General features: G+C 32.5%; 10 protein-coding genes. 3 read left to right on the top strand and 7 right to left on the bottom strand.

All coding sequences use genetic code 11. The features are described from left to right. Positions 1–102 precede the first annotated feature (102 nt). A complete protein-coding gene (locus tag IEW41_RS01320) occupies positions 103–6,417 on the top strand; it encodes a RemA C-terminal-like gliding motility protein (RefSeq protein WP_188604534.1) in 6,315 nt (2,104 codons plus the stop codon). A gap of 58 nt (positions 6,418–6,475) precedes the next feature. Here the strand turns inward: IEW41_RS01320 and hisS are convergent, their stop codons facing one another. Continuing rightward, the gene (gene hisS, locus IEW41_RS01325) at positions 6,476–7,846 is read right to left on the bottom strand and encodes a histidine--tRNA ligase (RefSeq protein ID WP_188604535.1); all 1,371 of its coding nucleotides are present in this window, start codon (positions 7,844–7,846) and stop codon (positions 6,476–6,478) included. 208 nt (positions 7,847–8,054) lie between these two features. On the opposite strand from hisS, the gene IEW41_RS01330 reads away from it, so the two are divergent. Further along, entirely contained in the window at positions 8,055–9,296 is a 1,242-nt protein-coding gene (locus IEW41_RS01330; RefSeq protein WP_188604536.1) for an ABC transporter permease, read from the top strand. Position 9,297: 1 nt separating this feature from the next. Here IEW41_RS01330 and IEW41_RS01335 read toward each other — a convergent pair whose 3' ends face one another. The 5 genes from IEW41_RS01335 to rpsF all read right to left on the bottom strand — a co-directional run bounded on the left by IEW41_RS01335 (position 9,298) and on the right by rpsF (position 14,149). Beyond that, positions 9,298–9,771 carry a DUF6495 family protein gene (locus tag IEW41_RS01335; protein ID WP_188604537.1) on the bottom strand — a complete coding sequence of 158 codons (474 nt, stop codon included), beginning with the start codon at positions 9,769–9,771 and terminating at the stop codon, positions 9,298–9,300. 68 nt (positions 9,772–9,839) lie between these two features. Further along, positions 9,840–12,953, bottom strand: a complete 3,114-nt coding sequence (locus IEW41_RS01340) for a TonB-dependent receptor (protein ID WP_188604538.1) — start codon at positions 12,951–12,953, stop codon at positions 9,840–9,842. A 96-nt stretch (positions 12,954–13,049) separates the two neighbouring features. Beyond that, a complete protein-coding gene (gene rplI, locus IEW41_RS01345) occupies positions 13,050–13,499 on the bottom strand; it encodes a 50S ribosomal protein L9 (protein ID WP_188604539.1) in 450 nt (149 codons plus the stop codon). Between the two features lie 12 nt (positions 13,500–13,511). After that, on the bottom strand, positions 13,512–13,811 hold the full coding sequence (gene rpsR, locus IEW41_RS01350; protein WP_188605568.1) for a 30S ribosomal protein S18: 300 nt from the start codon (positions 13,809–13,811) through the stop codon (positions 13,512–13,514). Beyond that, positions 13,811–14,149 carry a 30S ribosomal protein S6 gene (rpsF, locus tag IEW41_RS01355; RefSeq protein WP_188604540.1) on the bottom strand — a complete coding sequence of 113 codons (339 nt, stop codon included), beginning with the start codon at positions 14,147–14,149 and terminating at the stop codon, positions 13,811–13,813. Before rpsF ends, rpsR begins: the two co-directional genes overlap by 1 nt. Before the next feature lie 197 nt (positions 14,150–14,346). Between rpsF and IEW41_RS01360 the strand changes: the two genes are divergently transcribed. Beyond that, positions 14,347–15,042, top strand: coding sequence for a LytR/AlgR family response regulator transcription factor (locus IEW41_RS01360; protein ID WP_188604541.1), 696 nt, complete (start codon positions 14,347–14,349; stop codon positions 15,040–15,042). 1 nt (position 15,043) lies between these two features. Here the strand turns inward: IEW41_RS01360 and priA are convergent, their stop codons facing one another. Then, entirely contained in the window at positions 15,044–17,497 is a 2,454-nt protein-coding gene (gene priA / locus IEW41_RS01365; protein ID WP_188604542.1) for a replication restart helicase PriA, read from the bottom strand.

The raw sequence follows: 17,497 nt of genomic DNA on the forward strand, positions 1-17,497 counted from the left end.
ATTACAAAATGCATTTCATCGATTTTATTTGCATTTCATGGAATGTTATTATATATTTGACCCAAATAATTAATTAGTCCCAAAACTAAAATTTAACCGCTTATGAAAAATTATACTTTTTTAAGTAGTAAGTATCTAGTAATACTACTATTTGCAGTTTTAATTAATAACACAGCATTATTTTCACAAACTTGTGGTTCAACAATTTCTTCATACCCTTATACTCAAAGTTTCGAAAACACTTTTGGTGGATGGACACAATCTTCTGCAGATGATTTTGATTGGACAAATTTAAACTCAGCGCCTCCTTCAAGTGGTACTGGTCCAAATGCTGCACATGATGGCTCTTGGTTTGTTTATACAGAATCTTCTAGTCCAAATTATCCTAGTAGAACTGCTATATTGGAAAGCCCATGTTTTAATCTTACAACAGCAATAGCTGCACAATTCTCGTTTTGGTACCACATGTATGGATCATCAATGGGAGATTTATATATAGAGCTAAGTACTGATAATGGTACAACTTACCCATACCTTTTGCAAACCATTTCTGGTCAGCAACAAGGATCAGACACTAGTGCTTGGTTACAATCAAATTTGAATCTAGTCTCATATATTGGAAATACAGTTAAAATTAGATTTAGAGGTGTCACTGGTTCAAATTTTAGAAGTGATATAGCTGTAGATTTAGTCTCAATGACTGCAACTCTGGCAGTTGGTCCAGAAATTAATATACAAGGTAATTCTACAACAATTGCTGATGGTGACACAACGCCAACAACAGCAGATTTTACAGATTTTGGAACTGTAGCTGTAGCATCATCTTTTACAAGAACATTCACAATACAAAACATAGGTACTTCTAACTTAAATCTAACTGGTGCATCACCTTATATTGTTATATCAGGTGCTAATGCAGCAGACTTTACTGTTACAGCAATACCAACAACTCCTATAGGAGCATCTAGTAGTACAACTTTTAATATCCGTTTTACACCTAGTGCAGCTGGAGTACGTAATGCTACATTAACTATTGCAAATAATGATACTGATGAAAATCCTTATGATTTTGCAATACAAGGTACAGGTTTTGTACCTGCTCCAGAAATTAACATTTTAGGTAACGCTACTACAATTGTTGATGGTGATACAACTCCAACAACAGCCGATTTTACAGATTTTGGTTCTACTGCAATAGCAACACCAATAACGAGATCGTTTACTATACAAAATACTGGTACAGCAAATTTAAACTTAACTGCTGCTTCGCCAAGAATAGTTATTTCTGGTGCTAATGCTGCAGATTTTTCTGTTACTGTAATTCCTGCAACACCAATTACAGCTTCAAATAGTACAACGTTTACAATTCGATTTAATCCTGCAACTGCAGGAGTAAAAAATGCTACATTAACTATTGCAAACAATGATAGTGATGAAAATCCTTATGACTTTGCAATACGAGGAACTGGATTAGCACCTGCTCCCGAAATGAATATTCTAGGTAATGGAGTATCAATAGCTGACAATGACACAACACCAACAACTGCAGATGATACTGATTTTGGTTCTAGCCCAATTGGTACACCAATCACAAAAACATTTACAATTCAAAATTTAGGAACTGCAAACTTAAATTTAACAGCAGCTTCGCCACGTATAACTATTTCTGGTTTACATGCTGCAGATTTTTCTGTTACATTAATCCCTACAACGCCTATTGCTGCTGCTGGTAGCACAACATTTAGTATTAGATTCAATCCAAGTTTAATTGGAGCAAGAAATGCTACATTAACAATTGCCAATAATGATGCTGATGAAAACCCATATAATTTTGACATTACGGGTAATGGAATAATAGGCGGAACCTGCTTAACAACAATATCATCATTCCCTTATACTGAGGATTTTGAAACTGGTATAGGTGTATGGACACAAGATACTGGTGATAATTTTGATTGGACAAGACGTACAGGAACAACACCTACAGGAGCAACTGGTCCTTTTGGTGCTGCATCAGGCTCGTTTTACATGTATACCGAAGCTGATGGCAATAATAGCAGAACAGCTAACTTTATAAGCCCTTGTTTTAATTTAACTGGAACAACAAATCCTAGATTTACATTTGTCCACCACTTATATGGTTCTAATATAGGAACACTTAGAGTGCAAGTTAGTACAGATAATGGTTTATCATTCCCAACTACATTATGGACAAGAACTGGAGATGTTCAAAAAAACACAAACTCAGCATGGATACCTGTTAGCATAGACTTAAGTACTTATATTGGGCAGACTATTAGATTAAGAATTCAAGGTGTGACAGGTGCTGGTAATAATAGTGACATTTCAATTGACAATGTTAGGTTAACAACTAAAGCTAACCCAATTTATGCACCTGGAGGAGTAACTGCAGATTTATCAATATGGTTAAAAGGAAATGATGGAAGCTATACAGATGGACAAAGTGTACCAGTATGGCAAGATAGAGGTCTTGCTAGTGATGCAAGAGCTCATCTTCCAGGACAAGAACCAACTTTTAGAGATAATGCTACAAAAAATGTAAACTTTAACCCTGTTGTAGAATTCGACAACCCTTTTGCAACTTATACAGTTGACAGTAATTATTTATACAATGATACAACTAGAGATTTCTTAGAAGGAGATTACGGGTTGTATACTCAAGAAATGTTCATTGTATTAATCCCAGACGACACTCCTATAAATAGTAGTTTTGGTTTTATGGATGTATTTTGTGGAGATGCTCACTTAGAAACTAATGCTGCTGACGCAACAGGTATTGGTTTTGGAGATTATACTGGTCGTGTTACTAACGAAATTATTTGTTATGCTCATGACTCTTATACAACTGGTGAAGCAGGTGATGGATATGCAGTAGCAGAAATTGGTACAGGTTCTAGCTATACTAATGTTGGTATTATAAACGCTAGAAATAATAGTGCAAATACACAACAAGAGCTATTTTATAATGCTCGTAATATAGGTAATGTTCAAAATGATATTGCTGAATACATGAATGCAAATGATTCACGTTTTTGGATTGGACGTAGTGAAGGTTGGAGAGCTTCTTTAAATGCAAGAGTTGCAGAAGTTATTTCTTATAAAGTAAGAAAAACTGATGTAACATTATCACAAGAACGCAATAGAATTCAATCTTATTTAGCTATAAAATATGGTATAACACTTGGTGTAAATGGAACATCACAGAACTATGTAAATAGTGATGGAACCACAATATGGAATCAAGTAGCCAATTCAGGTTATAATTATGACATTGCTGGTATTGGTCGAGATGATGCTTCACAATTAAACCAAAAACAATCTAGAAGTGTTAATAATGCTACAGATGGAACAGGTAGAACCCAAGGCTTACTTTCTGTTGGTTTAACAGATCTTTATGCAACAAATAATCAAAATATAAGCTCTAACCCAACTACATTAGCCAACAAACAATATTTAGTTTGGGGAAATAATGGTGCTGATTTAAATTTAGCTGCTTCCACTATTAGTGTAAATATGAGTGCTGGTATTGCTCCAGCCTTAACAACAAATGTTACGTTTACAGGGATGCAACGTATTTGGAAGTTTGTTGAAAATGGTGGAGATATTCCTTCAGTGAAAATTTCTATACCACAAAACGCAATAAGAAATATTAGTCCTCCTGGTAGTTATTACATGTTTATATCTAATACAGGTATTTTTGATCCAACAGCTGATTATAGAGTAATGACTCCTGATGGATTTGGTAACTTAACAACAGAGTATGATTTTGACGGAACTAAATATGTTACTTTTGGTTATGCGCCTCAAGTTGTAGTTGAACGTTCAATTAATTTTGACGGAGTATCAGATTATGTAGAAGTTGGAAATAAATTAAACTTAAACACTTCTAGTTTTACAATTTCTGCGTGGGTAAAAAGAGATACAGGAACAACTAATGCTACTATTTTATCTAAAAGAAATGCTGCATTTACTGAAGGTTATGATTTAAAAATTAATAGTGCTGGACGATTTGAAGCTACTTGGATTAATGTAGTACCTCAAACACTAACATCTTCTGTAGTAATTCCAGAAAATGAATGGCATCATTTAGCAGTTATTTTCGACTCTGGTATTGCTACACTGTATATAGACGGTGTTGCTGATACATCTGGAGTAAGATTAGCTCCAGTAAGTACTACTCAATCATTTAATATAGCTGCAGCTGGTAAAATTGGAACAACATCATTCTTTAAAGGAAACATAGACGAAGTAAGAGTTTGGAACAGAGCTTTAAACCTTGCTCAGTTAAAATTTATAATGAACCAAGAAATACAAACTAACGCTGGTTTTGTTAGCGGTAGAATACTACCTTCAACAATTACTAAAAATGATGTTGGCACAATTCCTTGGACAGATTTAGCTGGTTATTACCCAATGTCTGTTTATACGTATACAAACGTAGAAGACGCTTCAGGAAATGGTAATCAAGGTGCTTTAAGAAATCTTGATACTGTAGATAGACAAACAGCTCCTTTACCATATAGATCTAATGCAAATGGAGATTGGACAACTAGTGCAACTTGGTTAAATAATACAGTACAAACATTACCTAACGCATTATCTATTGTTGATGGAGTAACACCTATTAATTGGAATATTGTAGAAACTAGTCACAATATTTTAATTAATAAAGACAATGTTTTAGGACGCGACAGAGCTGTTTTAGGGTTAATGATTAACTCTAACACACTAACAATTGATGGTAGCCAATTTGACGGAGATACAGGTAATGGTCTTACCGTTACACATTATTTAAGATTAAATGGTAAAATTGACTTAAATGGAGAATCTCAATTAGTACAAACAACTGGTAGTGATTTAGATGTTACTTCATCTGGTCTTCTTGAAAAAGATCAACAAGGTACTGCTGATAGATACACCTACAATTATTGGTCATCTCCTGTTGGAGTAAGTAATATTACTACAAATAATAATAGTTATACTTTACCTAATGTTATGCGTGATGGTTCAAATCCTGCAACACCAATAGCATTAATATTCTTAACATCTGGCTATAATGGATCAACAGGAACACCTAAGAGAATAGCAGATTACTGGATATGGAAATTTGCTAATCAACCAAACGGAAGCTATTCTTCATGGCAGCATGTAAGAAGTACTGGAACTCTATTGGCTGGTGAAGGATTTACCATGAAAGGACCTGGTTCAGGAACAATCGTTGACAGGCAAAACTATACCTTTATTGGTAAACCTAATAACGGTAACATAAACCTTAATATAACTGCAGGTAATGATTATTTAGTTGGTAACCCTTACCCTTCGGCTATAGATGCTAATAAATTTATATTAGATAATGGACCAACAATTGCTGGTGCAGGATCAACAACCGGAACTTTATATTTCTGGGAGCATTGGGGAGGAGCCTCACATAATCTAGGCGATTATCAAGGTGGTTATGCTACATATAACCTATCTGGAGGAGTTCCTTCAGCTTCATTCGGAACAAATGATCCAGATGTAGGAACTGGAGGTACACCAACAAAAATCCCATATAGATATATACCAGTAAGTCAAGGTTTTTTTGTAGTTGCTGAAAACACAGGAGTAATTAACTTTAATAACAGCCAACGTTTTTACAGAAAAGAAACTACAGGTACATCAGTTTTTGTGAGATCTAGTCAAACAACCGATTATAACTCTGATCCAGAAAATAGTGATACGAGAATGAAATTTAGATTTGGTTTCAATTCGGTAAACACTATTCACAGACAACTATTACTTACAATAGATGATGATACTACAACTGGATATGATTGGGCTTATGATGGTAAATTAAATGAAGACCAAATTGATGACATGTATTGGATGATAGATGGAGAAAAATATAATATCCAAGCAAGAAACCCAATAGACATTAATAGTGTAGTTCCATTAGGTATTCATGTTGATAATGCAGGGCAAAATAAAATTATGATAGATCATTTAGAAAACGTTCCTGATAACATAAACATCTTTGTTCATGATAAAGTTCTAAATACATATCATAATCTAAGAGATAGTGATTATACTTTCTCAGTACCAGCTGGTCAATATTTAGATAGATATGAAATTACTTTCGCAAACGCTGAAGCTTTAGGAATAGAGGAAAATGATTTAAATGCTTTTGAAGTTTACTACGCTAACAATACAAAAAGTATAGTATTAGTAAATCCTAAACTGCATGAGATAAAGAGTATTGAATTATTTAATTTGTTAGGACAATCTATTCACACAATAGACAACGTTTCTCAAGAAGAATATTCTGAATACAAAATTGAAAACTTAAGTACAGGAAGTTATATTATAAAACTATATACTGAAAGCGGTTCAGTTTCTAAACAAGTTTTAGTTAAGTAAATAATCCCAAATTGTTAAATCTTAACCTAATTAAGTCCCGAATAACTTCGGGACTTTTTTATTGTAATGCTTTTATAAGCTGTTCTAGTGTAAGTTGTTGTTGATCTCCAGAACTCATGTTTTTTAGAGTAAAAGTATTTGATGCTAACTCAGATTCTCCAACCAAAACTACATTAGGAATGTTACGCTTATTAGCATAATTAAACTGCTTTATTGTTTTCTTATTATCTGGAAACAATTCAGCACTTACTCCATTCTCTCTTAATGCTTTTACAGCTTTCATGCTAGCCATAGCTTCTGCCTCACCAAAATTGATAAATAAAGCTTTTACTGTATTGGTAATTGTTTCAGGGAACAAATTAAGCGATTCTATTACTAAATAAATTCTATCTAATCCAAAGCTAATACCTACTCCACTAACATCTTTTAAGCCAAAAATTCCTGTAAGGTCGTCATATCGTCCTCCTCCTCCAATAGAACCCATATCTACTCCTTTTGGCGCAGACACCTCATAAATAGCTCCTGTGTAATAGTTAAGACCTCTTGCTAAAGTGACATCTAGCTGTAACGTTGCTGTTTTTAAACCTAACTCTGTAATAGCTTTATCAATAAATTCTAATTCTTCAATTCCTTTTTTTCCTTCTTCAGAAGTGCTTAAAATAGATTTAAGCTGTGAAACTTGAGATTCAAAAGTACCAGACAAACTAAATAATGGCTGTAATTTGTCAATACCAGATTGTGGAATACCTTTACCTAACATCTCTTCTTTTACCTTCTCCTCGCCTATTTTATCTAGCTTATCTAAAGCCACTGTAAAATCGATTAATTTATCTTGTGCACCAATAACTTCAGCAATACCAGATAAAATTTTACGATTATTAATTTTTATAGTAACACCTTCTAGTTTTAAGGCTGTAAATACTGCATCATATAACTGCACAAACTCCACCTCTTGCCATAACGATGTTGAACCTACAACATCTGCATCACACTGATAAAACTCTCTAAAACGTCCTTTTTGAGGTCTATCTGCTCTCCAAACTGGTTGTATTTGGTAGCGTTTAAAAGGGAATTCTATTTCATTTTGGTGTTGTACTACATATCGTGCAAAAGGAACAGTAAGATCATAACGAAGTGCTTTTTCTGAGATTGAAGAAGTGATTTTATTTGAATCTTTTTGATTATAAAGATTTTCATCTACTTTACTTAAATAATCACCACTATTTAAAATCTTAAAAATGAGCCTATCTCCTTCTTCACCATATTTTCCCATTAAAGTATCAGAATTTTCAAAACTTGGTGTTTCAATAGGTTGAAACCCAAAAACTTCAAATTGCTGCTTTATTACATTAAAAATGTAATTGCGCTTTGCAACTTCTTCTGGATTAAAATCTCTAGTACCTTTTGGAATGCTTGGTTTTTGTGCCATAATAACTTCCTGCAAAAAACAGGAATCTCTTTTTTAGTCTATCAATTTAAACTTCTTCCGAAATAAAAACTGATTAAAATTAATCTTACTTACAGCAAAAATATCATAATTTTTATAGGCAATCATAAGATATTTCAAATTTATAGTAACTTTATTGGCATTTAGTAGTCTTATAGAAAATCAATCTTAACAAGAACTCCATAAATTTATGTTTTCATTATTTAGAGAAAATTTTAAAATTGCAGTTAATTCAATAAAAACTCAACTGTTGCGAACCATTTTAACAGTTTTAATTATTGCTATAGGAATAACTGCCTTAGTTGGTATTTTAAGTGCTGTATCAAATTTAGAAAACACTATTTCGAGTGATTTCTCATCAATGGGAGCAAATACCTTTAATATTCAACGTTATGAGTTTAACGCACAACGACAAAGCGGAAGTGAAGCAAGAAAAATTAACCCTGTTATTAGCTATAGAAATGTAAAAGATTTTGAAGAGAATTATAACTTTCCTTATACAAAAACTTCAATTTCATTTGTTGGTACTCGTAATGCTGAGGTGAAATATGAAAACAAAAAAACTGATCCAGAAGTAACCATTTTAGGTGTTAACGAAAATTTTATTCAAAATTCTGGCTTAGAAGTGAATGATGGACGTGAACTCAACTATTTTGATGTTCTTAATAGTAATACTGTTTGTGTTATTGGTAGTGATTTAGCAAAATCTATTTTATCTGATGTAAATCCAATTGGACAAACCATTAGTGTTAGAGGTGCTAAATTTAAGGTTATTGGTGTATTGAAGTCTAAAGGAGCAACGTTTGGAAACAATCAGGATTTACGTGTATTGTTACCATTACAAAAGGCTCGAACAATTTTTACAAATCCAGACATAAACTATAGTTTAAGTATAAAAACTGATAAAAAAGACATGTTAGAAGGTGCGCAAGATGAAGCCATTTTAACATTTAGGAATATTAGAGGTTTAAACCCTGTTGAAGAAAATAACTTTGGGTTAGAGCGTAGTGATGACCTAATAAATCGTATTGGCTCAATAACTCAATACTTATATATTGCTGCTTGGATTATTAGCATCATAACTATTACAGGTTCTTCTATCGCATTAATGAATATACTTTTTGTATCAGTAACTGAACGTACTAGAGAAATTGGTGTACGTAAAGCGCTTGGTGCTAAACGAAAAACTATAGCTTCACAATTCTTTATGGAAGCAATTATTATTGGTCAATTAGGAGGAATTGTTGGAATTATTCTTGGGATACTAATTGGTTACGGATTTTCTTCATTAGCAGGTTTTAAGTTCGTAATTCCTTGGCTAGCTATGTTTAGCGCATTTACGATTGCATTTATTGTTGCTGTTATTGCTGGGTTACTACCAGCTGTTAAAGCAGCAAAACTTGATCCTGTTGAGTCGTTGAGATATGAGTAATTTATTTAATTACTAATTTTTCAAAATACTTAAACAAATCCCCTTTTGTAATGACTGCTCCTTGCTGAATAAGTTTAAACTTATCTAATGACTTATCTTCTGAGTATGATTTATTTGCGGTTAAAAACTCTACATCGTCAGATAATAAGTTGTTTCTAAACCAATCAAATCCTTCGCTTGTTGTTAAGTCAATTTCTTCATTCTTTAGTTTTATGGCAATCAAGGTCATGATGTCTTCCTTAAGATGAAACAAATGCATTTGCTGTGATGATATATGCTCTAAATAAGTAACTTGCCCTAATACACCTTCCCAAACCAAATCACTAAACACATCTAATTCCTGTTCAGCAACTTCTGGTTTATTAGCTTTAATTTCATCCCATTCTTTAGCTGTAATAGACTGTGTTGCTAAAAAATTAATAAATTCTTTATGTAGTTCTTCAAATTGTTCTTTAGTAAGTCTTGTATACTTCATAATATATTATAAATAAAAAATGCGCTCCTTAAAAAAGGAGCGCAAATTTATTAATTTAATATTTATTATTAGAATATATAGCGTAAACCAAATTGTGCTTGCCATCTAGACGCTAAACTAGAGTCATAATTAAATGTACTTTGCAAATCTGGGTTAAATGTATATGTTGGCACACTGCTAGAGTCTACACTAACTCCAAGTGGCTGAACGCTATTTGGTTGTTGTGTTAATCCCCAATCTGAATTTAATAAATTACCAACATTTAATACATCGATACTTAATTGGATGGTATTAGTTTTATTTTCTGAAACTTTAAAATTAAAATCTTGTAATAATTTTAAATCCCAACGGCTTCTCCAAGGTGCAATTGCTCCATAACGCTCAGCATATTGACCTCTTCTACCACTTAAGTAATCGTCTTGTTGTATGTAAGCTTCAAAAGCAGCAGCTTGGCCAGCTCCAGAAAAATTCATTTGATTAACTTCAGCTTCAGTTGGTATATATATTAAGTCGTTTAAGTTAGAACCATCACCATTAATATCACCACCATAAGTATAGTTAAAACGTCCTCCTTGTGCATATTCAAAGAATGTTGAGATTGTTGTTCCCCAACTTCCATAAGTCCACTTTTTACTAGCTACACCAATAAATCTATGGTTATCTCCATATTTTGAATAAGCTAATACATCATCATTTACATTTCCTAAGGCTGGATTAAATGCAAAAGCATCCCCAGTTATCTCAGCCTCAATAGAATTAACATCTTTTGAATTTAAGTAGCTATATCCTAACATTGCGTATAAACCTTTATCAAATGTTTTTTGTGCTTTTAAAGCAACATTCCAGATTCTACCTTTATCAGAATTTGTAAAAACGTAAGCATTGTTTATTACATCAGAAGATGTATAAATTGGTCTGTTATCAACTCCTGATAATGTTCCACTAGGAGTTGTTAATCCCCAATTCTGAACGTGCGCTCCATTAATATCTTTAGTGTAAGATACATCTCCTGTTAATGTAAGTCCATTTTCAAATCTATAATCTGTACCTATATTTGTTCTCCAAACTTGTGGGAATTTGTAATCAGGGTCAACTGCTTGATAAAAGAATACTTCTGGATTAGCAATTTGATTTCCTAACCATACAAAAGGAAAACGGCCTGTAAACAATCCTGAACCTCCTCTAAACTGAAATGTTTTGTCACCATTTACATCATAATTAAATCCTACTCTTGGAGAAATCAACCAATCGTTATTTGGCATTTTTGTATTATCTAAAAATACTGTTTCTCCAGTATTTGGATTAACATAAGGAATACTTGGTACATAACAACAAGCTCTATCAATTACTTCTTGAGCTTTTTCAGCTGAGTCAAAAAATAGTGGCTTATCAAAACGCACACCATAAGTTAATTTAAATTTATCTGACACATTCCATTCATCTTGTAAATAAAATGACATTTGGCCTACATTAGTCTCTGCTAAAGCCCAACCACCTGCTACTCCATCTCCATTTGCAGATAAAGAACTATGTGCTGCTAATGCTTGGTCATATAAGTTTTGTAATTGTCCTGAACTTACAAAGTTTGGAAAATCTGCCATAGTGGTTGTAGGAAAGAAAACTCCTTGAGCACCATAAACACCTAAATTGAATGAATTATCAAACTGGAATTTTTCAAATGAAAAACCAATAGTATAAGTATGGTCTCCTTTAAAGTAGTTTAAGTTATTTGAAAACTGAAATACTTTTTGGTCTAATTTATTATGAATTGAAAATGGCTCATGCCCAGCAATAATATAATTTGATCCATCTTTAGTTATTGTAAAAGTTGGAGCTGGAGTTGATAACGGGTTTCTAAAATCATCAAAATGTGTATAACCAACTTGCAATTTATTACTTGTCTCTTCAGATAAAGTAGAAGTTAATTCTAACTGAACCGATCTAATATTGTTGTTTATTTGGTAACCTGAATTTTCAAACTGTAATGTATTAGCGTTTGGACCTCTAAAACCTAATGCTGTTGGATGCGCTGGTTTTTCTTTTCCTGCATTTAAGAAATTATAAATTACAGCAAGTCTATTCTTTTCGTTAATATTCCAATCTAACTTAAATATTCCTTTATTAGATTCAGAAGCATAAGTAAATCCTTGATAAGCACCAGGATTATAACCTATATCTAATAAGGCATTTTGAACAGTTATTAAATCTGCTTCTAAAACTCTAGATTCATTTACTGCTCCACTTCCTGTATTTGGGATCCAACCATTGCTACCAAGGTCTGTACGCTCATCTTTTTCGAAGTTCATAAAGAAGAATAATTTATTCTTTACTATTGGTCCTCCTAAACTAAATCCATATTGGTTTTGTTCTAATTTTGGTTTAATAACATCTTCACCTCTTACTTTTCCTCCAGTAAAATCTTCATTTCTAAAAAAACCATAAACAGTTCCTTCAAATTCATTTGTTCCACTTTTTGTAACCGCGTTAACAGCTGCTCCTGTAAAACCTGATTGAGTAACATCGTAAGGTGCTGTAGAAACTGTAATTTGGTCAATCGCGTCTAATGATATTGGTTGAGAATCTGTTTGTCCTCCTGGAGTTGCTGCATCTAAACCAAATGGATTTGTAAAAATTGCTCCATCTAAAGAGAAGTTATTAAACTGGTCGTTTCTACCTCCAAAAGAACCATTACTTGCAGTAGGCTCTAAACGCGTAAAATCTGATGCCGATCTTGAAATTGTAGGAAGCCTAGTAAGTTCTCTACGTCCAACATTGGTTTCTGCTCCTGTTCTATCACTTCCAAATGTTCCTGTGCCTGTTGAACCAGTAATAACTACTGTATCTAACTGCTCGCTATCTGGAACCATTTTAGAGTCAATATTTTCTGTTTTTCCTAAAGTTAAATATATGTTATCAAGAACTTGTTCTTTATAACCTACATAACTTATAGTTACTGTATATGGTCCGCCAACTCTAAGGTTAATTAAGTTGTATCTACCATCAAAATTTGTAGCTACACCATAAGTAGTACCAGTTGGTGTATGAACAACAACAATGTTAGCTCCTGGCAATGGTTGGTCTGTTTCATCAAGAATTAATCCTTTAATGCTTGATGTTGTAACTTGTGCAATTGCAATAACTGAACAAAACATTAAAACAAAAGTCAATAATAGTTTTTTCATTAGTTTTATAAGGTTTAGTTAATTTTACGTAAAAGTAAAATAAAAAAGGCTACTCAAATGAGTAGCCTTAATAATTTATTAACGCATTAATGTTAATTATGCTTCAGCAATAACTTCGAAAGGTAAATCTACAGTTACATCTCTGTGTAATCTAATTACAGCATCGTATTTTCCTGTACGTTTTACAGTTCCACCAATTACATTGATGTACTTTCTTTCGATAGTATGACCTTCTTTTTGTAAAGCATCAGCTAAATCCATATTGTTTACAGAACCAAATAATTTATCACCTGATCCTACTTTAGAAGCAATTTTAATTTCTAATGCTTTTAATGCATCAGCAATTTTAGTAGCCTCTTCAACAATTTTCTTCTCTTTAAAAGCTCTTTGCTTTAATGTTTCAGCTAATACTTTTTTAGCTGAAGCTGTAGCCATTATAGCTTGTCCTTGAGGAATTAAAAAATTTCTACCATAACCGTTCTTTACTGTTACAATATCGTCTTTAAATCCTAAATTTTCAACGTCTTGTTTTAATATAAGTTCCATAGTTATGTTTTATTATTTTAATAAATCTGCTACATAAGGCATCAACGCAAGGTGACGAGCTCTTTTTACTGCAGTAGATACTTTTCTTTGATATTTTAATGAAGTTCCTGTTAAACGTCTTGGTAACAATTTACCTTGCTCGTTAACAAAGCTTAATAAAAAGTCTGCGTCTTTGTAATCAATATACTTGATGCCAGACTTTTTGAAACGACAATATTTTTTCGTTTTGCTAGTGTCTATATTTAATGGCGTAAGATATCTAATCTCTCCATCTTTTTTTCCTTTAGCTTGTTGTTCTATTGATGACATAATTACGCTTTTTGTTTGTTTCTAGTTCTTCTTTTTTCAGCCCAAGCAATTGCATGCTTATCTAATTTCACTGTTAAGTAACGCATAAAACGCTCATCACGTCTAAACTCTAATTCTAATGGAGAAATAACTTCACCATCTACAGTGTATTCAAATAAGTGATAGAAACCACTTTTTTTGTGTTGAATTGGGTAAGCTAATTTTTTTAGTCCCCAATCTTCTTTGGCTATCATCTTCGCTCCTCTAGAAACAAGAAAATCTTCGTATTTCTCTACTGTTTCCTTTATCTGTGTTTCAGATAAAACGGGATTTAAGATGAAAACAGTTTCATAATGATTCATAAAAATTGTGTTTATAATTAAAAATGGCTGCAAAAATAGACATAATTTCTAATTCTGGCAACATAATTTCACGTATTTTTTTAGTTATTTTGAAATGTTAAAATTTTGTTAAATGAAACACTTTACCGATGTTTTTTGGTTTTTATCCGAATTTTTTGTACTATTGTCGATATCTTAACCTAAAATATTGAAATGTTATGACTTTAAACTGTGTAGTAGTTGATGATTCTGCAATACAACGATTGTCGATAGTAAAGTTAATAGAGAATCATTCCTCTCTTAACCTTATTGCAGAATACAGTAGTGCTCTAGAGACCAAGAACGGCCTAAATACTCATAAAGTAGATCTTATCTTCTTAGATATAGAAATGCCTGTACTTAACGGTTTCGAACTACTAGATGTACTCAACAATAAACCCCAAATTATTTTTGTTACTGGTAAAACCGAATACGCTTTTAAAGCTTTTAATTACGATGCTACTGACTATTTACAAAAACCAATCACAAGAGAACGTTTTAACACTGCTGTTGAAAAAGCTCTAGAACAACATAAATTAAAGTTAGACTTTAATGAAACTGATGGTGAGCATATTTTTGTTAAAAGTAATCTAAAAAAGCGTAAAGTTTACATCAAAGATATAAAATGGATTGAAGCTCTTGGTGATTATGTGAAATTAGTTACTGAAGAGAACAGCTTAGTAGTATTATCTACTATGAAAGCTTTTGAACAAGAATTACCTGAAGGCAAATTTTTAAGAATACATAAATCGTATATCGTAAATCTAGATAAAGTAGACCGTTTTAACAGTAAAAATGTTGAAGTTGGTGCTTATGAAATTCCTTTAAGTAGAAATAAAAAATCAGATTTAGTAGAGGCTTTAAATAACATTTAATTTAGTAATTATCGACATTTAAGATTACTCTAATTGCCCTAAAATCTTTCACACTAAAGAAGCTATTATTTATTTTAATGATAGCTTCTTTAGTTTTTACTAATGATTGTTGTTGCGGAATTTTTACCAAAATATTTTTGTGATATAAATTTCTTATTCTTGAAATAGGTGGAAACTCAGGACCTAATACATTAGTTTTAAACACTTGCCTTAAAGACGTTGCATACCACTCGGCAGCCAAGTTCACCTTATTATAATCTTTATGTTTAAAAGTTATTTTAATGAGCCTGTAAATTGGTGGATACTTATAAATATGCCTATCATTCATTTGTTCTTCAAACATCTCAAAATAACTATTGGTAGACACTTGCTGAAGAATTCGATGATACGGATTATAAGTCTGTATTAACACTTTACCTCGCTTATCTGTTCTACCAGCTCTGCCAGATACTTGTAACATTAATTGAAAACTACGCTCGTGAGCTCTAAAATCCGGAAAATTGAGCATGTTATCAGCATTCATTATACCTACAAGTTTTACATTCCTAAAATCTAATCCTTTGGTTAGCATTTGTGTGCCAACCAAAATATCAACTTCGTGTTGCTCAAAGGCATTAATAATCTTATCGTAACCATATTTACCTCTGGTAGTATCTAAATCCATACGAGCAACTTTATGTTCTGGAAATAGGGTTTTTGCTTCTTCTTCTACTTGCTCTGTACCAAAACCTTTAGAATCGAGCTCTACGCTACCACAAGCTTGGCAATTTTGAAGCATTGCTGTATGATATCCACAATAATGACAACGCAATTCATTTTTATATTGATGATAGGTTAAACTTACATCACAATTAGAGCATTGTGGCGAATGACCACACGTGTTACACTCTACAATTGGAGAAAACCCTCTTCTATTCTGGAATAATATAATTTGATGACCATCTTGCAATGCTTCAGTCATTTCTTCAATTAGCCTATCGCTAAAATGACCTTTCATGCGCTTGCGCTTGTGTTTATCTTTAATATCAACCAACTCAATTTCTGGCATCAACACATTGTTATAACGCTTTGTTATTTCAACTAATCCATATTTGTTTTGCTGTGCATTAAAATAGCTTTCAAGACTTGGCGTAGCAGAGCCTAACAAGGTTTTTGACTTAAACAGTCCTGCTAACACAATAGCTGCATCGCGTGCATGATAACGAGGAGCTGGATCGAATTGCTTATATGAAGATTCATGCTCTTCATCAACAATTACTAATCCTAAATTACTAAATGGTAAAAATATAGATGAACGTGCTCCTAACACAATTTGAGCTTTTGCTTCATTATTTAGTACATTATACCAAACCTCAACACGCTCATGAGATGAATATTTTGAATGAAATACAGCAACTTTCTCTCCGAAATAATTTTGAAGTCGCGTAACCAATTGTGTTGTTAATGCAATTTCAGGAAGCAAATACAAAGCTTGTCTTCCTTTGGCAATTGCATCTTCAATAAGCTTAACATAAATTTCAGTTTTTCCTGAAGATGTTACGCCATGAAGCAATGTGACATTTTGAGTTTTATAAGATTCTAATATCTCTTTTAAAGCCTTTTCTTGATGTTCGTTTAAGTCTTTACTATCTTCATTATCATCACCAGAATATGAAACCCTATCTGTTTGAATATGGTACTCTTCTAAAATACCTTTATCTATTAATGTCTTTATAATTGCAGTAGATGCATCACTCTCTTCAGATAAGTCTGTTACTTTTACTGGTTTCTTTGTTTTTGCTGAAACTGAAAACAATGTCATTACAACATCGCGTTGTTTTGGCGCTCTGCTTAAATCTTCAAGCAGATGCTGAAGTTTTTCTTGTGATGTATATGATGTATGTAATTTTACATATCGTACTAATTTTGGTTTGTACTTTTCATAAACCTCTTCTTCTACTTCAATAGCATTCTTATCTAAAAGTCGCTTTATAACTGGAAGCACATTCTTTTTATCAAGAATATTAGAAATGTCCTGAATCTTCAATGACGATTGATGATGCAAAGCTTCATAAACCAAAAACTCATCATCTTTTAAATCTTCATCATTAATAACAACATCATTATTTTTCCTAATAACAGTTTCACTTTCTAACACAAAAGCACTTGGTAATGCTCCTCGCATTACTTCGCCTAACGTACACATATAATAATTAGCTATCCACTCCCAATGTACAAGCTGAATTTTAGTTACAACAGGACTATCATCTAAAATTTGATGAATCTCTTTTGCTTCATAAATTAAAGGTTCCTGATTATGAATTTTATATACTAAAGCAGTATAAATTTTAGATTTTCCGAAAGGCACAGCAACTCGCATTCCTACTTTTAAAAAATCTGCTTCAGCCGAAGTTATGCTATAAGTAAACGATTTCTCTAAAGGAATTGGCAATATGACATCTATAAAGTTTGCCAT

It is taken from the genome of Aquaticitalea lipolytica (assembly GCF_014641635.1).
Lineage (GTDB): Bacteria > Bacteroidota > Bacteroidia > Flavobacteriales > Flavobacteriaceae > Aquaticitalea > Aquaticitalea lipolytica.